Below are 24,337 nucleotides of genomic sequence, written 5' to 3'. Positions count from 1 at the left end.
CCTACCCAATCCGCAATATCCCAAAGTCACCGGAGACACCGTACACGTGTTCGATCGCAATACCCTCATCGCCTTGGTTCTGGTTGGCCTGATTCTACTCGGCCTACCCTACTATTATAAGCTGATTTCCCCGCCCGCCCCGCCGGAAGAAACCGTCGTTGAACAAGTCACCAAGCCGAGACCATCGGAAGATATCGGTGACGAAGAGATGATCTCGACGCAAACGGCGCAAAAAGAGTTTCCCGCCGACACGTCACTCGCGGCGGCATCCGCTGCGGATGCCCCGTCCATCGACTCCCTTCCCGCCGAGCCCTACACTCCCGAACTCGTAGAAATCGAGACGCCGCTCTACAAAATGTCGATCGGCAGCGACGGCCGCCCGACGAGTTATGTGCTCGAAGACTACAAACTGAAGAGCGGTCCGCCGGTCAATCTGCATGCGATGGCGACCCCCAAAGATTCTGCTATCGGTTCTTGGGATGTCGATCTCGGCCCGCGCAACGTGTCGAGCTTGCGCAATCTGCACTTCAATCCGAGCACACCGCGCCTGTTTGTTCCCAGCGGCCGCGACAGTCTCGAGCTGAACTACACGTCGCCTTCCGGCCAACGCATAACCATCTATTATGTCGTAGACGCAGAGAAATATGGCTTTGATTTGAGCTTCGCGTGCTCAGGATTCGAGACACCCGATACGCGCGAGTATAAGTTGACGTGGCAAGGCGGCGTTCCCAGCACGGAACCGGATCCGCGCTCCGATCATGATTTCGGCGGAGCCTACGCGCAGGTTGGCGAAGAGCTCGAGGATGAAAAACTCGGAAGTGACGAAAAGGTCGAATTTTCGGCCACGGGCCGCACGGAATTCGTTGCGACGCGCTCAAAATATTTCATCGCCGCGATGATTCCGCAAAGTCCTGCCGCGGGAGCCGACATGCACGGTTACACGCGCAATCCCAAAGACACGAGCATACCGCAGCACTACTACACGACGCTGCGCATGCCGTGGGAAGGTTCGCGCGTCGACAGCCGCGTGCATGTCTATTGGGGACCGATCAAGAAAGAGAATCTTGAAGTCTTCGGCGTTGGCTTGGAAAATACGATGAACTGGGGTTGGGCGATTGTCAAGCCGTTCTCGTTGACGGTGTTGTGGCTCCTGAAGTTTTTCGGGAAGTTCATCCACAACTACGGCTTCGTCATCATTCTCTTCTCGCTGATTGTCAAGGTCGTGCTTTGGCCGTTGACGAGAAAATCGCAGATTGCGATGAAGAAGATGGCCGCGCTGAAACCCGAGCTTGAGGCGCTGAAAGAAAAACACGCGAAGAATCCGCAGGCGCTAAACGGTGCGATGATGGCGCTCTACAAAGAGCGCGGCGTCAATCCAGCGGCGGGCTGCATTCCGATGTTGTTTCAGATGCCGATTCTCTACGGACTCTTCATCGTCTTCCGCAGCACGATAGAATTCCGCCAAGCTCCGTTCTTTGGGTGGATCTCCGACCTGAGCCAACCGGACGCGATTATGCATTTGCCGTTTTCGATTCCGCTCTATGGCTCGAGCTTGGGCTTGCTGCCGATCGTCATGGGCGTCTCGCAGTTCTTCATGTCGAAGGCCACGATGACCGACCCGAATCAAAAGGCGATGATCTACATCATGCCCGTGATGATGGTATTACTCTTCAACAACTTCCCCAGCGGCTTAACATTATACTACACCCTCTTCAACCTCTGGGCAATAGTCGAGCAAAGACTAATCAAGCTCCCCGTCCCCGTTCCCGAAGCGGTAGTAGTAGAAGACAAGCCGAAGAAAAAAGGCAAGAAATAAAACCAATGTTGTCGCGGCGGCAGGTGTCTTCACCTGCCCCGCCACCGAGAACGTAAGACGGTCGTCATCCTACGTCGCCGTTGTGGGTCTCGAGACCCGCAACGGCAAACAAAAAAACGGCGCTCCCCGCCGGAAGCGCCGCAAAAGAATTCGCCAGACATTTGGTGTGCCCATCGGCTCGGCCATGTCCGCAAAAGCGAAGCGGCCTGTGTGCCTGGCGTTTCAAGTATTACACGCGAGGAATGTTAGAAGAGTTCCCGCAATACAATTTAGGACGCGGCGGCGGGTGACTTTACCCGCCCCGCTACCGAGAACCCAAGACGCATTGTCATCCTGAACGTAGTGAAGGACCTCTCCGAAAACACTCACAGGAAACCGGAAAAAGTAAAACCACTTGTCATCCCGTAGGGACCTAGCAGCAAACAGCACAACCCCAAGACGCAACACGCTCCGTGCTCGCCGAGCGGGGATTAAGCGCAGCGGTTCCCCGCCGGAATCCGAGAATCACCGCCACCAACGCACGAGAGACGGTCGTCATCCTGAACGAAGCGCAGCGCAGTGAAGGACCCCCCTGAAAACACCAAAGCGCAGCACGCTCCCCTTCCGTCATCCTCTGTAAGGACCTATTAAGAGCGCAACGAACATGCCAATACCAGACTACGAATCCATAATGCTTCCGCTGCTTCAGTTTATCAGCGATGGAAAGACGTACGGCAAACAAGACGTGGTTGCGGCTATGGCAAGACACTACAAGCTCACCGACGACGAGCTTTCAGAGCTCGTCAAAAGCGGTACGCCGCTCTTCGGCGGGCGTGTGCACTGGGCAATTCAATACATGTTGAACGCGAAGCTTGTTGAGCGTCCCGCCAGAGCGCAAGTTCGCATAACACCTCGCGGGCTCGAGCTTGTTAAGGATAATCCAGAAGAGCTAAATACCAAGATTCTTCGTAAGTACCCAGAGTTCGTTGCGTGGCAAGGAAAAGCAAGAGAGCGCACAAAAACCGAAACTTCCGATGCAAGCGATCATACAAGCGACACACAACTAACGCCAGACGAGCAGATCGAGCGAGGTTACACAGAAATCCGCGATTCCCTTGCTGAAGAGCTGCTCGAAAAAGTCAAATCAGGCTCGCCTCGATTTTTCGAGAAACTTGTTGTTGAACTACTTGTAAGAATGGGTTATGGCGGCTCGTTGACACGACCGGGGGAAGTTGTTGGCAAATCTGGAGATGGAGGAATAGACGGATTTATCAAAGAAGACAAGCTCGGGCTTGATGTAGTTTACATTCAAGCGAAGCGCTGGGAAGGAGCCGTCGGACGACCAGTAGTGCAAGCCTTTGCCGGAAGTCTTGAGGGCGTACGCGCCAGAAAAGGTGTTTTGATTACAACCTCTTCTTTTACTGCAGAAGCCGAGGAATATGTTACGAGAATTGAGAAGAGGATAGTTCTTGTCAACGGCTCAACCCTCGCCCAACTAATGATCGACCATGACATCGGTGTTAGCACCGTTACGACATACACCATAAAACGACTTGACTCAGACTATTTCGAAGAATAGCAACGACACACCCACCATGAACGACGAGATCAAAAACGAAACCCCGGAACAAGAGCCGGAACAAAATCAAGAACCGGCGACCGAACCCGAAGCAACGGAACCCGCTTCCCCCGAGTCTGAAGAAGTATCGGAAGAGTCCCCAACCGAATCCTTCTCCACCGAGTCCCTAGAATCAAGCGAGGCTCCATCCCCCGCACCCGAAACCGAAAATCCCACGGAAGAGGACAGCGCGGACGGAGCGGAAAACCTCGCGAAGATCGCCGCCGCCATCAAGGCGCTCGACAGCGGCCACTTGCACGACGGCAAGCGCATGTACAAAGAATTTTTCGAGCACGCCAAGGAGATCGGCCAACTCTTCAAATCGTTGAAGCCGCTGCCGCACGAGGAGCGCGAAAAACTCTGGCAAGAGTTTAGCGCGCTGTGCGACGACGCGCGCGCGCAGCAAAACATCGAGCGCGAAGAACAAAAACTCGCGTCGATGGAAGTGCGCGGCCGTCTCGAAGCCAAGTTGATCGAGTTGCAGCAAGCGGGACCGAACGCGAAATACGCCGACGATTTCAACAAACTTGCCGATTCGATGAAGGCGATTCGCGAAGAGTTCACCGGCACCAAAGAAAAACCCGGCGCGTTGATCCCCAAGGACCGCGAAGCGCTGTGGAAACTTTGGAAATCCACCGACGATTCCATCTGGCAGCATCGCAAAGCGATTCGCGAAGAGAACTACGCGACCGGCAAAGAACACATGACCGAGTGCGCGGAGCTTGCAGCGAGTGGTGACCCATTCGATTGCCACAAGAAAATCAAAGAGCTTCGCCCGTGGCAGCGCGCAGCTGAACTCTCGCGTGAGCAGCGCAACGAAATTCGCAAGTCACTCGACGAAGCGTGGGATGCCGCCGCGCAGCGCATCGAAGGCGAACGCGCCGAGCGCAAACAGCAATTCGAAGATTGGAAAGAGCGCTCCAGCGAACGTCTCTCCGATTGGGAAGACAAACTCGCCAAGATGCGCGATTTCCGCGTCAAACTCGAAGAGCAAATCACGCGCTTGAATGACATGGAAACCAACGCGCGCACCGACGAGTTCGCCGATCAAGTCGCCGGCTGGCGCGAAGAAAAAGAAGCCAAGCTCGAAGACGTCGATAAAAACATCGCCAGCCTCGCCGAGCGCATCGAATCAGTGAAAAAGAGACTAAAGTAATGTCGTAGGGGCGGAAGGCGTTCCGCCCGTTCTGGTCTCCCCCCATTTGCGTCTGCGGAAATGGGGGGACTAAGGGGGGCTTCCGCATGAAACGTACTGCCACCATCTCCCGCTGCGGAAAATACCGCTACCGTCTCGAGCGCATTTGGAATGACGCATTGCCGCCTATTCATTGGATCATGCTGAATCCGTCGACCGCCGACGCGGCACAAGACGACAACACAATCAGAAGAGTAATTCATTTTTCACAACGGTGGGGCTACGGTTCCGCCGTTGTGCTTAATCTATATGCCTTTCGCACGCCGCATCCGAAAATACTCCAAGATGCGGACGATCCGGTAGGCCCGCGCAACAACAAACATCTCGCAGCATTGCAAACCCCGGTAGTAGCCGCATGGGGCGCGCACAGTTTCGCAGCTTCGCGCGCAAAAGAAGTCATGAGTCTGCTCCCGCGCGAAGTGGTTTGTCTCGGCCAGAACAAGAACGGTTCTCCGAAACATCCGCTCTATGTTCGAGGCGATGCAAAGCCTCAACGGTTTGTTCCGGGGCAATAGCGCACAATCGCCAGCGCGAAATTTGAAGGGCACAAGAGTTGCTGTTGCAAAGAGTCTACAAACCTCTTTTCCAATCGTCACAGGGAGCACGCCATGAACCGCTCACATTTCACGGCAATCGCATTGGCCATCGTTGCGTTTCTCTTGTTTGCAAGCTGCGACGATGAAAAGATCATCACGTCCGAACCCGCAGCACCGCAGGATTTCGACTGGCTATTCACCTACGAAGAAGCTGCCCCGATCTCCGCGCCGATTCCCAATTCCTCCGCGATCTTGATTCCGGTCACCGGCGCGTTCGATCTAATCAAAGTCGATACAAGCGGCGCCGAACTCTGGCGAAAATCCTTCGACGAAGAAGGCTATAACGCAACCACCGGAATGTCCGGCAACGTTTTTCTGGCCACGGCCGGCGGCGAAACAAATTCGTTCATTCGCAAAGTTTCCGATCTCGGAAATCTTCACACGAGAGTCGAAATCGATTCGGTAATTTCCACACGGCAAATTACACGCGCGCCAAACCGCACCGTATTTGTCGCAGGCACCATCTTGCTGGGCGGCCATCGCCGCACCGCCACCGCCTCATTCGATGCCGATCTCAATATGCAGTCGTACCACCTTCTGTCGATTCCCGCTGACTACAGCGATTGGCCCGATTGCATCTTCGCCACGTCGGACAACGGCTGCATCATTTTCGGTCATCGCATTCCCGATCCCGACAACGAAGTGGATCTATACACCTACGTCGCAAAGTTGAATGCACAAGGCGAAGAAATTTGGAACAGAGTTCTTGTCACCGCAAACTACAGCCATGTATACGGAGCCGTCGAACTCGAGAACGGCGATTTGGTGCTTGCTGGAGATTTGGACAGATCAGGCGGCAGCGACACCGTTCCGTGGATCATGCGCATCACTTCAAACGGCGATGAAGTCTGGTCTCATGAGTTTCAAATTGGCGCGCACAGAAGCGACGTCAGCGGAATAACATTAACCGAGCAGGGTATCGTGGTGTCAGGACGCGCACAAGATAATCTCGATGTCTTCACCCAACCCCATCCGGACGACTACGGCTGGCTGGCCCTGTTTAATGAAAACGGCAATCAGATCGTCGTGCGGAAATATGCGCACGCTCCGTTTTCATCAAGGATTGTCGCCGGACAATACGGCGGTTACTATGTTAATGTTTACGGCGACGGGCAGTATTATAGATCAAAATTAGCCAAACTAACCGAGCCCATCTTCCCCACTCCGTGACCCCAACCACCGACACCATCGCCGCCATCGCCACTCCGCCCGGCATCGGCGGCATCGCCGTCATCCGCATTTCCGGCCCCAAGTCGTGGGAAGTCGCCCTTTCTCTGCTTCCATCCCCCATCCCCCATCCCCCATCCCCATGGACCGTTCGTCACGCATACATATACAATAATAACAACGAGCTGGTTGACGAAGCGTTGATCTGCTTCTTCATGTCCCCCCACTCCTACACGGGAGAAGACGTCGTTGAGATCTCCTGTCACGGTGGAAACATATCATCTAAGCGCATATTAAAATTGATATTGTCAAAGGATGTGCGCATAGCTCGTCCCGGCGAGTTCACCGAGCGCGCATTCTTGAACAACAAGCTCGATTTAGCACAGGCCGAGGCCGTCGTAGGCCTGATTCATGCCCGATCCGAGGCCGCAGCTCGCGCCGCGCTCTCCCAATTGGCCGGAAAACTCTCCGAACACATCCAAGAGATGCGGTCAAAGATATTGGATTTATTGGCATTGTTGGAGCTGGAGCTGGATTTCTCCGAAGAGGACGTGAACTTTCAGTCGCTTGAGTCCCGCAAGGTCGATTTGTTAGACCTTCAGACAAAAATCGAACACTTGTTGGCATCTTTCGCACGGGGCCGCATCGAGCGCGAAGGACTGCGCGTCGCCATCGTCGGTGCTCCCAATGCCGGCAAATCCACGCTTCTGAATCGCATCGTCGGCGATGAGCGCGCAATCGTCTCCCCCCACCCCGGCACCACCCGCGATGTCGTCGAAGCGCACCTTGAATTATCCGGCCACGAAGTCATTTTTCAAGACACCGCAGGTCTGCGTGACACAGACCATGAGATTGAAAATATTGGCATTGCACGAACAAGAACGGTTCTAAATCGAGCCGATATGATTCTCTTGTTGATCGACAGCCAGAGCGGCGATCTTCCCGGCGGCACGATGCTCGCCGAGATTGAAAACAAGAAGCCGATGATTGTCTTTAACAAGAGCGACGTCAGTCGCACCGAGTATTCGGTCCCGGTCGCATCGCACAGCGGCGCGTTTCACATCTCCGCCCTTACCGGCCACGGCGTCGAAGGCCTACTCGCGGCCCTGACCCAAAAATTCTCGAACGAGTCGGAGTCCGCAGGCGAGTTGATCATCACCGAACAGCGCCACCACGACGCCCTCCGCCGCGCGCACGAAGCCGTCACCCGCGCAGGAAATCTATTCAAAGAACCCACCCTGATGGCCAGCGACCTCCGCGACGCCGCCAACGCCTTAGGCGAAATCACCGGCCAAACCATCGGCGAAGAAGTCTTAGACCGCATCTTCTCAAAATTCTGCATCGGAAAGTAGCGCAATTCGAGTAAAGTCCTTAAATTAGAACATACGCTACCCCCAACCAACAGGAGCACGCCTCGAAAGTACGCCGGATCAGATAGGAAGAACTTAATAAGCTTCAGAGCAAACCATATCCTTGGAGGGACTATGAAACGCTCGCTGGAATGCCTCGTACTAATCATTTTATGTTTCACGGGCCGCGCCACAGCACAGCTCGAACTAAACACCCCGCTCGCTCCCGATTTGCGCGATGTCCTAATCGCAGACAACGGCCAGCGAGCGTTTTGCATTTCAAATTCCGGCCACTTCTTCACTCAAGAAGCAAACGGCCAATGGCTCCCGATCGACACCCGCCTTCCGCTCAATCCCACAGAGCGTCCGCTCTTTCTCGTGCGCGTTGATGCCGAAGCCGACACGTTCTTTGTCAACACTTTCGAGAGCACCACATGGCTACATCGCTTCTTCGTGACAACGGACGGAGGCGCAACATTCCAAATCAAAGATTTTGGCGACGGCTATTACCCCTACAGCTTGCTCGTGGATCCCGATGATCACAGTCGCCTCTATGCGGTAAACGGCTCGGCATTTATGCGCTCCGTTGACGGTGGCGACACATGGACATCCGTTGGAATTGTCCAAAGCGAGGATTTTCATGACGTTTATCGCGATCCGACAGACGTTTCCAAGCTTTGGATAACCTCGACGTATTCAAATTACGGTGGAACGGAATCGCAGGGATTGCTTAAGAGCAGCGATGGCGGAGACACGTGGCAACCCGTTGCGGATTTGCTTAGCTTCACGGGTGCCACCAATCTCGATTGCAACGGCATCTTTCGCGCAACAAACGGCAGTCTCTTCGCTGAATTGATGGATAGTCAAGATTATGAAACATGGTTCTTGGTTTCCGACGATGAGGGCGACACGTGGACTCGCATTACTGAAGTAGCCGGACAATCGACAGCGCATTTCTACTCGTTAAACATACTCGAGAGCATCGTCAATCCCGGCGTCATTCTGCTGGCACCGTATGCACAGCCAATGTATCGCTCAGTAGACTACGGGGAAACATGGGTACCCGCTGGCACCGGCCTGCCCGGCAATAGTGCCATCGTGATCGTCCAGCTTGCAGGTACCGGACAGCTCGTTGCCAGCGTTGAGGGCTACGGCTTCTATCTCTCTAATGACTTCGGCCTAAACTGGTCGCCGCGCCCCACCCCGCGCATCGGACAAAAAGGCGAGCTAACATCGTCACACGGCACTCTGTTTTCGAATCAGGATGGCCGCTTGTTCACGCTGTCAGGTCCAAACAGCCAATGGCAAGAGATCGCACAACCCGTCAAACAAGACACGACGATCACAGCAAGCAAGCCGTTCTATCTTGGCGACAACACAATCGCCGCGCTCTATGTTCAGTATCCAAACAACGGTTCGGTATGGGAATTCGGCATCGCGTTCACCCAAGATTTGGGAAATACTTGGCACTATAATCCACCGGTTGCTGCAGATTACATTTCAAATGTGCTTTGGGACGAATCCAACGAAGCGCTGACCGTGTATGCGCTGGGTTCGTATCGAGACTCAATATTCATATCCTCTGACACAGGTCAAACATGGATCAGCCGCGCGCTTCCGGATCGAGCCGACGGGAGCGACCTAAGAGTGCGCAATGATGTACTTTTCTTTTCGTCCCAGGTCCTTTGGTATTCTTTCAACGGCGCCGAAACGTGGATACCCATTCAAGCTCCGACGGGCAGCAACGATGTTCATGTGATCGTCCCCAATGGAAACGATCTGTACCTTAGCGTTGGAAGGCCGACATCCTTCGCCGACTCGCTCTACATCTACAAACAGGGCGGCGAGGGCTGGCAACAACTGTATGCCGATTCAGCGGGTCCCGATCTATACAGCCCGTTTCGCTTTACACTAGGTGCGTACCCGCTGCTATTCCTCGACGAACCCGTTCCCACACTCGTCGCACAAGTCGGCACATACAAACTCGTGGTCTCGCAAGACAACGGCGAAACCTGGCGCGATGTATTCCTAACTTACCCCGAAAACTACGATCGTTTCTTTCAAGTGTGGAACGAAACATTGATCGCTTTGGACGGCCGCATCTGGCTGAACACCGAGATTGGCCCATGTTATATCGGCATCGACGAACTCGCATTGCCCGCAGCAACTCTAAAACCGCTCCCAACCGAGTTCTCCCTAACCATTTTCCCCAACCCCTTCAACGAAACTACGCGCTTCCAATTCAGTTTGCCAAGCTCCGCCCAAACGACATTGACACTATACGACGTGTTGGGCCGCGAAGTCGCCAAACTCTTCGACGAACAACTGACCGCAGGCACGCACACAACCCTGCGGAATGCGTCAAGCGTTTCAAGCGGCACCTATTTCGCCAAACTAAATTCCGGCGGTCACGAGCAAACCCAAAAACTCATTCTCTTGAAATAGCCCATGCCCACAACAAAATCCGACACCAAAACGCTGAAGTCGCTCGGCAAAAAATCCAAAGCGTCGCGCAAACTTGAGGTCTTTCCCAATCATGCACCCGGCGGATTAGTTGTCACCCTGAATTGCACCGAGTTCACGTGCTTGTGTCCCGTCACTGGCCAACCCGACTTTGCGCAAATCGAAATTGTCTACACGCCCGATCAATACGTCGTCGAATCGAAATCGCTGAAACTCTATCTCGAGACGTTTCGCAGCGTTGGCGTTTTTCACGAACACTTAGCCGTCGACATCGGCAAAGACTTCATGAAGTTCGTCAAGCCGCACGACGTCACCGTCACCGCGCACTTCAACACCCGCGGCGGCATTTCCATTTCAGCAACCTACAGCGATCAGCGTTAACGTCTCCGTTTTCATATTTCATATTTCCGATTTCATACTTTGCCCTTTGACTTACTGATCTTCGATTGCGACGGCGTACTGGTAGACAGCGAATGGCTCGTCGCTCGCATCGAAACGGAAACCCGCGCCGAGTTCGGCCAGCACATTTCGATCGAAGAGTACATTCACCGCTACGTCGGTCTGTCGACTCGTTCACCTGAGTATCTCGCAAGCCTCGAAGGACTGCCGCCCGACTTCCGCGACATCATGCGCGTTCGCGTCGAGCGCGCCTTCCACGAAGAGCTTGAAGCAATTCCCGGAGTTCCTGAAACTTTGGATGCTTTGAAACACGTCCCCAAAGCCATCGCTTCGAGCAGCAGCCCGCACGAAATCGAAATGATGCTCGAGCACGTCGCCGTGTGGCACCATTTCAAAGGAAATGTCTTCTCCGTCTCCATGGTCTCGCGCCCGAAGCCCGCGCCCGACGTCTATCTTTTCGCCGCGGAACAAAACAACGTCCTGCCCTCGCGCTGCATCGTCATCGAAGACAGCGTGGTCGGCGCGACAGCAGCACTAACCGCAGGCATGACAGTCTGGGGTTTCACTGGCGCCCGCCATCAAACTGAAGCATCAAAACAAAGACTAAAAGAGGTCGGCGTAGACGAAGTATTCTCAGATATGCGCGCACTTCCACAAATGTTTTAGGGGTGGATGGCAATCCACCCGCTCTGATCGCAATGAAAAAGCCCCGACAGATCGGGGCTTTCTCTTTGAAACAAAGGTGAATGTTACGGCACGGCCACAACGACATATGTTCTCTGTTCACTTGCGAGCAGAACCTCTTCGTCAACATAACTCGTTGCCGCAGTCGATCCAATCAAAACAAAATTCTCGGGATCATATTCCGGCGCGTCGCCCGCATAGATGTCATAACTTGCGGCGCCGGGATTGGCGGTCCACATAAGAATCACGTCTCCATTGTCCACGTCCGGATAAATGACAAGATCAAGCACGGGCGCAAGCACACCACTGATCGCGCTTTCAAACGCGCCGATGTCCGCGATACTCCCCGTTGCTTGCGGGCGCGCGTTGTGTTCGAAGTCTTCATCAACCATCGACACGGGATCCGCCGCGCCGATACACGGACTCGTGTCCGCAAGATGCAAATCCCCGTTTACTGCGTCAACGTACTCCGGATCAAGGTAGATGTTGTAAAACGCATCGCACGCGTCGCCATTCGCATTTGTCGTCGAGATAGTTCCCAATCCGGCAGGTGCTGTGCCCAAGAAATTACTGCCGGTCATTCCGAAGAAGTCGCAGTACTCGATATTCCCGACTGCGCCTTGATCAAAATAGATTGCGCAACTTGCCGTTGAATTTGACACCAGACAGCTTTTCATTGCCAACGAACCGCCGTCCGAGAAAATCACACCTCCCGGATGAGCACTTGCATCATTGTTGTTCAATGTGCAGAACTCAAAAGCTGGACTTCCGCCCTCATTATATAGGACGCTTCCCGTTCCGGATCCGCCGAAAAGGTCCATGCTATTGTTTTCGAAAACGCAGTTGACGATATACGGCGAAGCCTCTTGGTAGCAATAGAGCGCACCGCCGCGCGTACCGAGTGTATCCACGCCGCCATCTTCTTCCCAAACGAGATAGCTTGTGTTCCCATCGAACAGACAATTCTTGAGAGTATCGATTCCAGAATAGAATACAATCGCACCGCCCAGCCCATTGCCGTAACTTCCCAAGTGCGGTCCCCAAGAACTCGCAACATTGTCTTCAAACAGGCAATCGGAAATTCGATTTCCTCCGTTTGACCAGATTGCACCGTCTGTGGCATTGTTGTTTCTAAAGGTACAATTCTCGATCAGCGTGTTGTTGCAGAGAATCGCCGCGCCGAATTGTCCGAGGTTGTTTTCAAAAATAGAATTAGAAATACGTGCTGTGATCGGATTGCTCACGCGCACGCCTGCGCTACCGCCAAAAAGCGGACTTGGCGCAATCCAACTTGCGGAATTTGTGCGAACCGTGCACGCTTCCATAATCAGACGAACACCCGTACACGACATTCCGCCGTCAAAACCATAAAACGGATTGTGATTTGAGACAGTTGTGCCGGTCATGGAAACAACGGCGAGCGAATCCACAACAATGCCCCCATATCCGCCATCAGGCGTTTGATTGCCGTCAATTAGGCATGTATCCATCGTCACAACCGCTCCGCCTCCGATGCGCATTCCGCCAATACTTAAGCCGGAAATATTGCCTTGAATCTTGCTGTGGCGCAGCAGATAATCTCCATGGTCGATCCGCACTCCGCCGACTTGCCCAGATACCGGACCGTCGAAGCCGATAGTGGCATGGTTGTTTGTGATGTCGGTGAATTCAATGGTCACGTTGCTGCTGTCAAAATACGCACCGCAGGCAACGCCATAGTGAGTTTCACTCCCACAATGGCAGTGATCAATCTTTGAATGGAAGAGACTAAGGTCCGTGTTGACGCAATACAATCCGCCGCCATAGCTGGATTCACCCGCGCCCGTCGCTCCGCTGTACGAAATACTGCAATAGGAAAGCTGACAATCTTCATGTGCATTAACGAACCGCAATCCTCTCCAGCGAGTCGGCGTATCTTGAGGAAAGCTTGCCGGATCTCCCGTAAACCAAACCGAATCTGTCTCTGTCCCGATGGCTTGCAGAAGTCCATTTACGACGAACTTGAAACCACCCGCAAAATAGACCTTCACCCCCGGCTGAACCAACAGCGTATCATTTGTCGCTACGGTAATGTCCCCAGTATGGACCATATATGGAGAGCCGGCGCTTCCCCACACACCGCTAACATTACCAGAGGCTACCCACGTGGTATCGGCATGTGAAAAATGTGGCAAACAGATCAAGGCCAGTATTAGCAAGGCATTATAAATTTTCATCTTGCGACCTCAAAAAGAAAAAGTAGACCACGACACTTTGCATCATTTCAACTTAGCTCCACTTTGTCCAACAGTCAAGCATGTCTGTCACCGTGATTAAACCGATCCAAAGAAATCGAATAACATATGCATTTTTATAATTGTTACACTAAATAATTATAAATACTATAATTGTATAGAAACAAACAAAACAAGAATAACTTCGTTCAGAGTGGGTTGTCCGCTTCTCGTTTCCGCAAAGCTCCAAGTATCCCAGCCCCCGCACAACGGGCCTCTCGAGAACGAAAAAATTCTAATTGGCACTCAACTTACATTCACAAGATTCGTATATTTTAGGCTTAGCTATATTGGAGAAATCTGACCCTAACGGAGCCAAGACCATGGCAGAGCTGGATCATTATAAGTTTCGCGGTGCGCGCGCCTGCGTCATCATGCATGAGCAGTTCATGCAAGACTTTCTCGACCTTTGGTGGGCAGCCAAGTCCGCCGAGATTACATTGCCAAAAACTTCGGATGAAGATTATCAAAGTCTCGATCATTTGCTCATCCACGTTTTGCGTGCGGCGCGCGGATACATGACGTGGATGTGCGAAAAGCTCGGCTTGCCCGATCCGCAGATCAATATGCCGCCCATGGTCGAAGAAGTCGAAGAAGTGTGCGACGAATATCTCGATCATCTTTTGGAGAAATGGCGCGAGCCTCTTTCGGGAGTCGCCGAGGAAGCCTTCAATGCTGTACACAAAGCGCGCTGGGGAACAGACATGGCCGTCGAATCCATGCTCGAACACGCCGTTATGCATCCGCTCCGACACGCGTTTCAATTGGAAGAACTGCTGTCCGAACAAGCTCCGGACTATTTAGAATAATCAAGGAAAGGAACTGGGGAGAAATCAATGAAGAATGTCTTGAAATGGATTGCCGTCTTGTTTGGCGCGCTGATCTTGATTGCCGTGTCGTACGGGGGATACATCTACTGGCAAGCGGGGAAGATCATGAGTCAGACGTTTCCCGACGTCAAAGGCAAAAACATCTATGTTCAAAGTGACAGCACGACTGTCGCACGCGGCAAACATTTGGTTCATTCGTTCGGCGGGTGCGCCGCCTGCCACAAGATGGATCTTGGCGGCGAATCAATCGACATGGGACCTTTCGCAAACTGGAACGTCCCCAACATCACACAAGGAGTCGGCGGCCTGCCTGCGAGCTATTCGATTCAGGACTTGGATTTGATCGTTCGTCACGGCATCAAACGTGATAAGACCGGCTCTGTGGTCATGCCGAGTTATCATTTCCGCTACATGGCTGACGAAGACCTCGCTGCAATTTACGCCTACTTGAAAGTCGCGCCGAAGGTAAATCGCGAAAACGGGAAATTTGAATTTGGCCCCATCGGAAAAATGGTCATGGTCAAAGGCGGCATTGTCAATCAAGCCGCAGTCATTGACCACAATGCAAAGAATCCGTCGCGTCCCGAAATTGCTCCGACAGCGGAATACGGCAAATACCTCACCGAAATTACCTGCATCGGCTGCCACGGACCAAACCTTACCGGCGGCCCAGTCTTCGAAGGCGATCCCGATTGGCCGCATGCTTTCAACTTGACGAAGATTTCTAAGTCCTACACGCACGATTCGTTTCAAGCGTTGTTCAAGACGGGTTTGCGCCCCGATGGAACCATGGTTGACACAACCGCCATGGAGCCTGCGCTGTTTGGAAATGCCGATTCAGTCGAAGTCGCCGCGCTGTGGACTTATCTGAGCAAACTTCCTGAAAAACCTGACGCCAGCTCTGACTGGCCAACCGTTCTTTCAAAATAATTTCCTTCCATGACTCTGTCTGATCTAAAACACCTGCTTCGCTACACTCGTTGGGCCAACTCGATGATCCTCGAGGCTTTGCTCGAACATCAACAACCGCCGCGCCGTGCCGTTGCGTGGTTTGCGCACATCTTAGCGGCCGAGCATTTGTGGCTCGACCGCATGACGGATGATCCACGCAATCATGTCGTCTGGCCCGACTGGAAAATTTACGAGTGCGACGAGCAAATGAAAGATCTCGAGAAACGTTGGAACTTGTTTCTTGAGAATTTGTCCGAAGAAGGACTGAGTCGAAAAGTCGAGTACATCAATACCGGCGGATCAAACTACACCAACACGGTGCGCGAGATTCTCACGCACATTGTTCTCCACGCGCCGCATCACCGCGGACAAATCAATGCAGAGCTGCGCGCCGAAGGACACGTTCCGCCGTACGTCGACTACATCGAAGCCATAAGAACAAAACAGATTTGAGTTCTGATATTGCCCGGTTTTTCGTGGGGACAAACATGGCAACCGTAAGCTCATTCACCGGGCTCGGCGAAGCTCCGCCTAGCCCGGCACATACCTAATAACCTCAAAGCCTTCATGCAGACCTCTGAATTCAAAGCTCAGACCCGTTCTTTGAACATCCGTCTCCTAACCAAAACCGATCATCTCGATTGGCTGCGCATGCGTTGCGAGCTTTGGCCGAATGCTAACAAGAACGAACAAAGACATGAAATACAAATCTTTGGCAATCGCGACAGCTACAAAGTCTGGATAGCGGAAGCGCTCGATGGTCAAGTTGTCGCATTCCTTGAGGGCCAGACCTGCAACCGTGCGGATGGGTGCTTGAGTGACAGAATCTTCTTCATTGAAGGCTGGTGGGTCGACCAAAAATACCGCCGACAAGGCGTCGGCCACGCTCTCATGCGTGCCGCCGAGGAATGGGCCAAAACGAACGGCTGTCAAGAGCTCGCAAGCGACACGTGGCTTGACAATGACCCGTCGCACGCCGCCCATCTGTCCTTCGGCTTCAAAGAAGTAGATCGCAACATCACATACCGAAAGGAGCTAAAATGACCAAGCAAGCGATTGCATCGGTCGTGCTGACAGCGGTTGTCGTTGTAACCATGATCGGATGCACATCTCGTGATTCGCAAAAGGATTCGCGCGAGAAATCGGGATTAAAAGGAGTCTCAATCAACATAAGAGTCGGTGCTCTGTTGATTGGGACCGCGTCGGATAGCGAAGTGCTCGCGCGCAAAGACGAGTTCAAGCGCGAGCTGCCCAACCTTTTGCCTGAACAGAAGTCGCCGCTAGACAGCGCAATCTTTTACTTTTTGGCCAATGAACCGGACAGCAGTTTGTTTGCGCTCTCGCATGTTAATACAGAGAGCATGTCCGATAGCCTCGCTCTGCTCTACGAACTAACGGACAGTCGCGCGCATTGGCAAAAAGGAAACTACGAAACCGCCTTGGCTAGCGCGGACAACGCGCTGAAAATCGACCCGCATCATATCTACGCCAGAATGTTTAAGGGCGTCTGCTTGATGAATCTCGACCGTCGCGAAGAAGCCTTGGCCGTTTTTGATTCGGTCTTGGCACAAGATCCTGAACACATTAAGACCATCGGCAACAAAGCAACCTGCCTTGGACAGCTCGGCCGGGCGGGCGACGCGGTTGCTGTTGCCGAAGCGGGCCTCGCTATCGATCCAAGTGATGCGTATTTGTGGCAGCAAAAAGGTTGGTGGCTGCAGGCGCAGGGCAAATTCGACGAAGCGCTCGCATGTGAAGACTCCGCGTTTGCGCGTGATCCGAAAATGCTTTGGGCGGTTGTAACCAAAGGCGAAATTCTCGCCAAGATGAATCGCGTGGAAGAGTGCCGCGCGGTATTTGCTGAAGCCGAGAAGATCAAACCCGGCGCCTTCGAAATTGTCTCGTCCAAAGCATCATGCATGATGTATCTGAAACAATACGACGAAGCGCAAACCTGTTTGGATGAAGCCTTAAAGCTAAGGCCGCGCGACGCGGGCGTGCTCTACAACATGGCCGCGCTGAGCTGCATCATGAACAACACGTCACAAGCGTCAGAGTACCTCGAAAAGTCAATCAGCGAAGACTCAAATTTCGCAACCTACGCCAAAGCCGACCCCGACTTCGATGGATGCCGCAAAGATCCAATTTTTCGTAGGCTCGTAGGAATGGAGTAATTGTGAACGCATTTACAAACAGAAGATACGGCTCGGAAGATGTTCTCAAACTCGAAGAACTCCCAATTCCCGAGCCTAACGACAATGAAGTCTTGATTAGAGTGCATGCGACGTCCGTGAACGCAGCCGACTGGCATTTGCTGCGCGCCGAGCCGTTTATTATGCGTTTCATGGAAGGTTTCTCCAAACCTAAGACTTACATACTCGGCGCGGACGTCGCGGGTAAAGTCGAAACCGTCGGCAAGAATGTCACGAGCTTCAAACCCGGCGACGAAGTCTACGGCGATCTCTCAGGCAATGGTTTTGGAGGATTTGCGGAGTACGCGTGCGCAATCGAGAGAGCACTTGCGCACAAACCCGCGAATCTGTCTTACGAAGAAGCGGCCGCAATTCCGTTGGCAGCCATCACGGCATTGCAAGCTCTGCGTATTGCCGAGATCAAAGCGGGCAAGAAAGTTTTGATCAATGGCGCGTCCGGCGGTGTAGGCTCTTTTGCGGTTCAGATTGCAAAGGCATATGAAACAGAGGTCACCGCCGTTTGCAGTTCGCGCAACGTGGAGCAATCGCGCGGACTTGGAGCCGACCACGTCATCGACTACACCAAAGAAGATTTCACCCAAAACGGCCAACACTATGATTTGATAGTCGGCGCAAACGGCTACCATCCGCTGTCACACTACAAACGCGCGCTCGCGGAAAATGGCCGCTACGTTGTGGTCGGCGGACAATACAAACAAATGTTCGGCGCGATGTTCTTCGGTTGGTACTATTCTCTATTCGGCAGCAAGAAATTCAGAGTCTTCGTCGCCAAACCCACGCGGGCTGATTTGCTTTTCCTGAAAGACCTCGCGGAGCAAAACAAACTAAAACCTGTCATCTCGCACAAATTCAAGTTCGATCAAATCCCCGAAGCCGTCCGCCAAGTATACACTGGCCACTCTCCGGGAAAAGTTGTGATCAACATCGTTTGACAAACGGTCCAGCGCAGAGTAAGCTGTTGGGCGGTTGGCAATTCGCCCGCTGCGAGACAAGTTCAAGATCGTCAAGCACTTTGTCATCCTGCCTGTCCCCGTAGGGAAACATAGTGAAGGATCTCTCTGAGCACCACGTTTACGAAAAACGCAAACCACAATCGCCAAGCAAATAGTTCCGTCATCCGGCGCCTGTCCTGTAAGGATAAGGATCTTTTCAAGTAACCAGCGCTCCGACCCCGACTTCCGCGCTCTCGTCGGCTTACCACTGCTTGACGAAGGTGGTAGGCTCAAATAGATCCTAACAAAGTATGACAGAAGAAGAATTCCGGCCGGGTTGCGGCAGCCTTAACCCGGCTCGGCGCTGTTTCCTATTTCCTTTTTCCAGTTTCCTCTTTTCAAAGCCATGCTCCTAACCATCATCCTAACCAGCGCCCTGATCCTGATCGTAGCCTACAAAACCTACGGCAGCCTGCTCGCGCGGCTGCTTTGGCTGGATCCGGACAAGAAAACACCGGCGGTGGAGCTGGCCGACGGCGTGGATTACGATCCGATTGATTGGAGATTTCTGCTGAGCCAACACTTCTCGGCCATCGCCGCGGCGGGCCCCATCGTCGGGCCGATTGTCGCAGGCATGATGTTCGGCTGGCTGCCCACATTAATATGGATTTTGCTGGGCGCGATCTTCATCGGCGGCATCCACGACTTCGGCTCGCTCGTGGCCTCGATTCGCCACAAGGCCCGCTCGATTGCCGAAGTCGTCCGCGAACATATGACGCGCCGCAGCTATTTTCTCTTCCTGACTTTTGTCTGGATTGCGTTAATATATATTATTGTTGCGTTTACAGATATTGTCGCAGGCAGCTTCGTCGGCCAAATCACCTTGGAAAACGGCCAGACCGTCAGCGGCGCAGGCATTGCCACCTCCAGCCTGCTCTACCTCGCGCTGCCCATCGTCATGGCCTTCGTCCTTCGGTGGACTAAGCTCTCGCTGCTCACGACGACGCTGATCTTCTTGCCCTTGGTCGGCGCGGCCATCTGGTTCGGCCAGTACATCCCCATTGATTTTGCGAGCTGGTTCGGCATCAGCGACCTCGCGGCGCAAAAAATCTGGGTCGTCCTTCTCCTCATATATTGTTTCCTCGCCGCGGTCGTCCCGATGTGGCTCCTGCTGCAGCCGCGCGGACACTTGGGCGGATTCTTCTTGTTCGCGGCCCTGATCGCCGGCGCGGTCGGTGTGCTCTTTAGCGGAAGCAAGATCGAATATCCCGCGTTCATCAGTTGGAACGTCCCCTCCGGCGCGGGCACGGCGACGCTCTTTCCGATTTTGTTTATCACAGTTGCTTGCGGAGCGTGCAGCGGATTTCATTCGATTATCGCCAGCGGCACAAGCTCAAAACAGTTGCGCACGGAGCCCGACGCGAAGAAAGTCGGCTACGGCGCAATGCTCCTCGAGGCAATGGTCGCGGTCGTGTCACTCGCGTGCGTGATGATTCTGTCGAAAGAAGCCATCGCGCAAATCGGCGGCAAACCGAATTTCATTTACGCGTTGGGTCTCGGCCGCTTTATGGAAGTTTTCGGAATTCCCGCGAGCTTCGGTGTATTGTTCGGCTTGATGGCGTTCACGACTTTCGTCTATGACACACTCGACGTCTGCACGAGATTAGGACGCTACATTTTGCAAGAACTCACCGGCTGGCAAGGCGCGCTCGGGCGTTATGTTTCAACGGGATTGACGGCGTTCGTGCCGTTGTTCTTCGTCATGCGCACGGTCACCGATGCGAGCGGCAAAGTGATTCCAAGTTGGCAAATCTTTTGGCCCGTTTTCGGAGCAAGCAATCAATTGCTCGCGGCGATCGGCCTGCTCGGCATCACGGTTTGGCTCTATCGCACCTACAAAGCCAATTGGGTTTGGCCTGTCGCCGGAATTCCCACGGTCATCATGTACATCATGAGCGGTTGGGCGCTGTTACAATATGTAACTGGAGGATTTGTAAAAGACGGTGCGCTTACAATGCCCACATCTCCCGTTCCGTGGGTCGCGCTGATCTTGATCGTTCTGGCGCTGATGTTGTTGTGGGAAGCGATCAAAGTTTTCTCAAAGAGTGATAGCTCAGATGTAGGGGCGGAAGGCGTTCCGCCCGCTGTTGCATAATGTTCCACGTGGAGCAACCTGTCTTGTCATCCTGAACAAAGCGCAGCGAAGGATCTCGTCGTACATTCGTGAATTCAAGGCGCACACGCTCCAGGTTCATACCTCTTACCTCTAACCTCATACCTATTCTGACATGCCCCTAAGCCAAGACATCCTAGACTACTACCAAGAGCGCCTAAGTCTCCTCGGCAAAGTGAGTATTAAGAGAATGTTCGGCGGCGCAGGCTTCTACTTGAACGGCCGCATGTTCGCGCTAACTGACGGCGACATGATTTATCTGAAGGCCGACGAAGAAAACCGCGCGCGCTTCACAGCAAGAAAAATGCAGCAGTTCGCGCCGTTCGAAGACAAACCCGAGATGCGCATGCACTATTACTCCTTGTCTTCAGAGGATTTGGAAGACGACGACGCCATAAGAGAGTTAGGCAAGTTAGCAGCAGAAGCGTCGGCGCGCGCCGCTACAAAGAAGAAAAAGCCCTCCACAAAGAGAGCAAAAACAAAAAACTGAGCGTTCCTATTGTAGCGCCCAGCTTGCTGGGCAAAATCCCCCAGTCAAGAGCGACAACGTCAGTCGCTTTGTCATCCTGGAAGGATCTCGTAAAACAAACCGAACACAAAGAGCGGGCTTCAATAACACGCTGATGCGGATGGCAATCCACTCGCTTCAAGTGCATTGAGAGTAATTACGTATTATCGTCTATGGCCTTTGACTAACTTCGACGGTCAAGAGTCATTATTGGCAAGTCAGAATTTGAGTTTATACACACTGATTGGGATGCTTTGAATCAAGAAGAATTTATAGAAAGCGAATCAACCGATTGGGCATTTCTTGCTCACAGCGAGTTTGTGAATGAATACCAGGACCTAATTGCCTTCTATGGCATCATGGTTTCTTGTACACAAGTAGTTGCCTACGAACATGCAGTGAAAAGTGGCAAAGGGTGGCGAGCAAAACAGGAGTATCGAAAACTCAAGTTGAGTTCAGGTAGTCTTCGTCTTCTTGCTCAGGAAGCGACAACAGCTAAGTTCTCATCTTCTACTGTTGCAATTAGGCTTTGGTCCAGTCTTGAGTATATGGCAATCCGCTTTCTCGGAGACTGGCTACAAAGGAATCGTCATCTCTTGGAGACCCCCGCTTACCGTCGGCTACATATTGCATCAGGCAACAAACGAGTCCCTTTAGTGAAATTCGCAACAATTGCCGATGATCTCCAATATTATGACATCGCTCATTTGGTTGCCGGTTTCCACGGCTATCAAAAGGAAAACGGTGCGAAGCGACTTTCTCAAATAATTGGTGTCACTGGCATAGACGTGGGCTTCACAGCAGTTACACATCGATGGCTTTGTGAACTTGAGCAGATGCGCCACACCCTGCTTCATCGGGGAAGATGGGCAAACGATCGCCTAAAAGAAATGTCACCGAATCCGTCTCACGGTATGTGGCCTGAAGTCTGGCCAAGCATGGATCAGTTCAGCAGATATACCTCAGCTGCTCGACGATATTCAATGACCTTTGCAAACGAAATAGTGCGAGCTGCCCAAAGTGGCGCATTGGTTTCGTCTTGTGGCTAGCCAAACAACTGTTAACTAACTCTCTGCACTCAATTTAACAAATCGATTCGGCTCGCCCAAAAATTGCTCATAAGTTCACAAACAGAACTCAAACAACTGTTTGTACTCAAAATAGCAAAAATCACCTGCGCCAGCACGCATTTCGCTGCTACCAAGCAGCCAAACTCTTCTCAAACAACTCATTGTACTCAACTTAGCAAAATTCGCCGTTGTGGGTTCGTGCTTCACAAGCACTCTCCAGACCCGCAATGGCAAGGATTCGGATGGCAATACACACTACTTATGATGTCGTCGTGATCGGCGGCGGACACGCGGGCGTCGAAGCCGCACTGGCCACGTCTCGCATGGGCTTTCGCACCTGTTTGGTCACCCAAAATCTCCAAACTATCGGCCAAATGTCTTGCAACCCGGCTATCGGCGGGCTTGCTAAAGGTCAATTAGTCAAGGAGATAGATGCGCTCGGCGGCGAAATGGGCCGGTTGGCCGACCTTGCCACCGTCCAGTTTCGCATGCTGAATCGCTCCAAGGGTCCTGCCGTTTGGTCCCCTCGCGCGCAGTGCGATCGCGTTCTCTACGCCCGCGAAGTTCGCAAAACCCTCGAATCGCAACGAAATTTAGACCTCAAACAAAATACAATCATAGACTTCGAAACCTCCGGCGGCAGACTTTCGGCCTGCATCGCGGCCAGCGGTCAGCGCTTTGAGTGCCGAGCGGCGGTACTTTGCGCCGGGACGTTTCTGAATGGTTTGCTGCACATGGGGGATTGGCAACTCCCCGGCGGTCGGATAGGCGAAGCACCTTCGCTCGGACTCTCGGAAATGCTGATGAAACACGGCTTTGAGGTCGGCAGACTGAAGACCGGCACCCCCCCGCGCCTGGACGGACGCACGATCGACTACGCTCGCTGCGAACACCAGCCCGGCGACGGCCGCATCGTTCCCTTCTCTGTCAAAACCCGGAAAGCCGTCACCGATCAGCTCGCTTGCCACCTAACTTACACAAATACAAAGACTCGCGATGTCCTGCGCGGCGGGCTGCACAAGTCCCCGCTGTTCGCCGGGCGCATCCAGGGCCGCGGCCCGCGCTATTGCCCATCCATCGAAGACAAGATCGTCCGCTTCGCCGACAAAGACCGGCACCAGATCTTTCTTGAGCCCGAAGGTTGGGACACATTCGAAGTCTATATGAATGGATTCAGCTCGAGCTTGCCCGAAGACGTCCAGTTCGAAGCCCTGCGCACCGTCCCCGGACTCGAAAATACCGAGATGATGCGCCCCGGGTATGCCGTCGAATATGACTTCTTCCCCGCTCATCAGCTTCATTACTCCTTAGAAACTAAGGTCATAGAGGGTCTGTTCTTCGCTGGCCAGATCAATGGCACCACGGGCTACGAGGAAGCTGCCGCCCAAGGGTTAATTGCCGGAATAAACGCTGCTCAGAAACTGAACGGCGGTGATTCGCTGGTTTTGGGCCGTGACCAGGCCTATATCGGTGTGTTAATTGATGATTTGATCACCAAAACTCCGGACGAACCCTACCGGATGTTCACCTCCCGCGCCGAACATCGCCTGATCCTCCGTCAGGACAACGCCGATCAGCGCTTAACCGACATTGGCCGCGAATTGGGCCTGGTTGATGATCAGCAATTTGACTCCTATTTAGAAAAGAAACATAAACTTGACACCATAACAGCGTTCCTTCACGAAACACGGCTCGAAGAGCTGACCGAATCTGGTCTATTGTCAGACCCGAAATTAAAAGGCAGCCGTTTCGCAGCCATTCTGAAGCGTCCGGAAGCCGAGTTGCAAGCTCTCGTCGCGGAAAGTCCTCAGTTCAAGAAAATTCGTTCCGATTCTCCTGATGAAGAGCTGCTGGCAGGCATTGAAATGGATGTAAAATATGAGGGTTACATCCAGCGGGAACGCTTCCGCGCCGAACAGGTCCGTCGCTGGGAAGAAGTCCGTCTTCCCGACGATCTCGACCATTGGTCGGTGCACTCCATGTCCCACGAAGCCAAAGAGAAGCTAAGTTTCTATAAACCTAAAACCTTAGGTCAGGCTGGACGGATCTCCGGAGTCCGCCCCTCAGACACCTCCGCGCTATTGATCCACCTTAAGAGAATCGGTCATTTGTAAGCTCTTG

At 53.1% G+C, this 24,337-nt stretch carries 20 protein-coding genes; 19 read left to right on the top strand and 1 reads right to left on the bottom strand.

From position 1 onward, the window contains the following. Window positions 1-46 precede the first annotated feature (46 nt). From yidC to H6507_09360, 9 genes are all read left to right on the top strand, one after another. Window positions 47-1,816, top strand: a complete 1,770-nt coding sequence (gene yidC, locus H6507_09400; protein ID MCB9369308.1) for a membrane protein insertase YidC — start codon at window positions 47-49, stop codon at window positions 1,814-1,816. Between the two features lie 643 nt (window positions 1,817-2,459). Further along, a complete protein-coding gene (locus H6507_09395) occupies window positions 2,460-3,374 on the top strand; it encodes a restriction endonuclease (protein ID MCB9369307.1) in 915 nt (304 codons plus the stop codon). A 16-nt stretch (window positions 3,375-3,390) separates the two neighbouring features. Then, window positions 3,391-4,569 carry a hypothetical protein gene (locus H6507_09390; protein MCB9369306.1) on the top strand — a complete coding sequence of 393 codons (1,179 nt, stop codon included), beginning with the start codon at window positions 3,391-3,393 and terminating at the stop codon, window positions 4,567-4,569. Window positions 4,570-4,655: 86 nt separating this feature from the next. Continuing rightward, entirely contained in the window at window positions 4,656-5,123 is a 468-nt protein-coding gene (locus H6507_09385) for a DUF1643 domain-containing protein (protein MCB9369305.1), read from the top strand. Window positions 5,124-5,216: 93 nt separating this feature from the next. Continuing rightward, window positions 5,217-6,374: a hypothetical protein gene (locus H6507_09380; GenBank protein ID MCB9369304.1), complete on the top strand. Its 1,158-nt coding sequence runs from the start codon at window positions 5,217-5,219 to the stop codon at window positions 6,372-6,374. Next, complete coding sequence (gene mnmE / locus H6507_09375) at window positions 6,371-7,723, top strand: tRNA uridine-5-carboxymethylaminomethyl(34) synthesis GTPase MnmE (protein MCB9369303.1); 1,353 nt, start codon at window positions 6,371-6,373, stop codon at window positions 7,721-7,723. Before H6507_09380 ends, mnmE begins: the two co-directional genes overlap by 4 nt. 132 nt (window positions 7,724-7,855) lie before the next feature. After that, window positions 7,856-10,165 carry a T9SS type A sorting domain-containing protein gene (locus tag H6507_09370; protein ID MCB9369302.1) on the top strand — a complete coding sequence of 770 codons (2,310 nt, stop codon included), beginning with the start codon at window positions 7,856-7,858 and terminating at the stop codon, window positions 10,163-10,165. A 3-nt stretch (window positions 10,166-10,168) separates the two neighbouring features. Then, window positions 10,169-10,564, top strand: coding sequence for an NADPH-dependent 7-cyano-7-deazaguanine reductase QueF (gene queF / locus H6507_09365; GenBank protein MCB9369301.1), 396 nt, complete (start codon window positions 10,169-10,171; stop codon window positions 10,562-10,564). 39 nt (window positions 10,565-10,603) lie between these two features. Beyond that, entirely contained in the window at window positions 10,604-11,248 is a 645-nt protein-coding gene (locus H6507_09360) for an HAD family hydrolase (GenBank protein MCB9369300.1), read from the top strand. Between the two features lie 83 nt (window positions 11,249-11,331). Here the strand turns inward: H6507_09360 and H6507_09355 are convergent, their stop codons facing one another. Then, window positions 11,332-13,356 (bottom strand): right-handed parallel beta-helix repeat-containing protein, encoded by a 2,025-nt coding sequence (locus H6507_09355; protein ID MCB9369299.1) that lies wholly within the window; start codon window positions 13,354-13,356, stop codon window positions 11,332-11,334. Between the two features lie 506 nt (window positions 13,357-13,862). Here H6507_09355 and H6507_09350 point away from each other — a divergent pair. From H6507_09350 to mnmG, 10 genes are all read left to right on the top strand, one after another. Then, window positions 13,863-14,348 (top strand): hypothetical protein, encoded by a 486-nt coding sequence (locus H6507_09350; protein MCB9369298.1) that lies wholly within the window; start codon window positions 13,863-13,865, stop codon window positions 14,346-14,348. 27 nt (window positions 14,349-14,375) lie between these two features. Then, window positions 14,376-15,299, top strand: a complete 924-nt coding sequence (locus tag H6507_09345; GenBank protein MCB9369297.1) for a c-type cytochrome — start codon at window positions 14,376-14,378, stop codon at window positions 15,297-15,299. A gap of 9 nt (window positions 15,300-15,308) precedes the next feature. Then, window positions 15,309-15,773 (top strand): DinB family protein, encoded by a 465-nt coding sequence (locus tag H6507_09340; protein MCB9369296.1) that lies wholly within the window; start codon window positions 15,309-15,311, stop codon window positions 15,771-15,773. A gap of 150 nt (window positions 15,774-15,923) precedes the next feature. Beyond that, window positions 15,924-16,364 (top strand): GNAT family N-acetyltransferase, encoded by a 441-nt coding sequence (locus H6507_09335; GenBank protein MCB9369295.1) that lies wholly within the window; start codon window positions 15,924-15,926, stop codon window positions 16,362-16,364. Further along, a complete protein-coding gene (locus H6507_09330) occupies window positions 16,361-17,494 on the top strand; it encodes a tetratricopeptide repeat protein (protein ID MCB9369294.1) in 1,134 nt (377 codons plus the stop codon). The genes H6507_09335 and H6507_09330 overlap by 4 nt, the downstream gene beginning before the upstream one ends. Window positions 17,495-17,496: 2 nt before the next feature. Beyond that, entirely contained in the window at window positions 17,497-18,465 is a 969-nt protein-coding gene (locus H6507_09325) for an NAD(P)-dependent alcohol dehydrogenase (protein MCB9369293.1), read from the top strand. A 406-nt stretch (window positions 18,466-18,871) separates the two neighbouring features. Next, window positions 18,872-20,620, top strand: coding sequence for a carbon starvation protein A (locus H6507_09320; protein ID MCB9369292.1), 1,749 nt, complete (start codon window positions 18,872-18,874; stop codon window positions 20,618-20,620). Between the two features lie 193 nt (window positions 20,621-20,813). Continuing rightward, complete coding sequence (locus tag H6507_09315) at window positions 20,814-21,128, top strand: TfoX/Sxy family protein (GenBank protein MCB9369291.1); 315 nt, start codon at window positions 20,814-20,816, stop codon at window positions 21,126-21,128. 272 nt (window positions 21,129-21,400) lie between these two features. Further along, window positions 21,401-22,195 (top strand): hypothetical protein, encoded by a 795-nt coding sequence (locus H6507_09310; protein MCB9369290.1) that lies wholly within the window; start codon window positions 21,401-21,403, stop codon window positions 22,193-22,195. A gap of 263 nt (window positions 22,196-22,458) precedes the next feature. Beyond that, window positions 22,459-24,330, top strand: coding sequence for a tRNA uridine-5-carboxymethylaminomethyl(34) synthesis enzyme MnmG (mnmG, locus tag H6507_09305; protein MCB9369289.1), 1,872 nt, complete (start codon window positions 22,459-22,461; stop codon window positions 24,328-24,330). The last annotated feature ends 7 nt before the right edge of the window (window positions 24,331-24,337 follow it).

The sequence above is a fragment of the Calditrichota bacterium genome, from assembly GCA_020637445.1.
Classification (GTDB): domain Bacteria; phylum Electryoneota; class RPQS01; order RPQS01; family RPQS01; genus JABWCQ01.
Note: the sequence above shows the minus strand (reverse complement) of the source record. Positions and strands in the feature narration are given on the sequence as shown.

Coding starts and splice junctions, on each gene's coding strand:
- H6507_09370 (MCB9369302.1), top strand. CDS start 7,856: ATGAAACGCTCGCTGGAATGCCTCGTACTAATCATTTTATGTTTCACG.
- H6507_09340 (MCB9369296.1), top strand. CDS start 15,309: ATGACTCTGTCTGATCTAAAACACCTGCTTCGCTACACTCGTTGGGCC.
- H6507_09390 (MCB9369306.1), top strand. CDS start 3,391: ATGAACGACGAGATCAAAAACGAAACCCCGGAACAAGAGCCGGAACAA.
- H6507_09345 (MCB9369297.1), top strand. CDS start 14,376: ATGAAGAATGTCTTGAAATGGATTGCCGTCTTGTTTGGCGCGCTGATC.
- H6507_09395 (MCB9369307.1), top strand. CDS start 2,460: ATGCCAATACCAGACTACGAATCCATAATGCTTCCGCTGCTTCAGTTT.
- H6507_09355 (MCB9369299.1), bottom strand. CDS start 13,356: ATGGTCCATACTGGGGACATTACCGTAGCGACAAATGATACGCTGTTG.
- H6507_09320 (MCB9369292.1), top strand. CDS start 18,872: ATGCTCCTAACCATCATCCTAACCAGCGCCCTGATCCTGATCGTAGCC.
- H6507_09385 (MCB9369305.1), top strand. CDS start 4,656: ATGAAACGTACTGCCACCATCTCCCGCTGCGGAAAATACCGCTACCGT.
- mnmG (MCB9369289.1), top strand. CDS start 22,459: ATGGCAATACACACTACTTATGATGTCGTCGTGATCGGCGGCGGACAC.
- queF (MCB9369301.1), top strand. CDS start 10,169: ATGCCCACAACAAAATCCGACACCAAAACGCTGAAGTCGCTCGGCAAA.
- H6507_09330 (MCB9369294.1), top strand. CDS start 16,361: ATGACCAAGCAAGCGATTGCATCGGTCGTGCTGACAGCGGTTGTCGTT.
- H6507_09380 (MCB9369304.1), top strand. CDS start 5,217: ATGAACCGCTCACATTTCACGGCAATCGCATTGGCCATCGTTGCGTTT.
- H6507_09350 (MCB9369298.1), top strand. CDS start 13,863: ATGGCAGAGCTGGATCATTATAAGTTTCGCGGTGCGCGCGCCTGCGTC.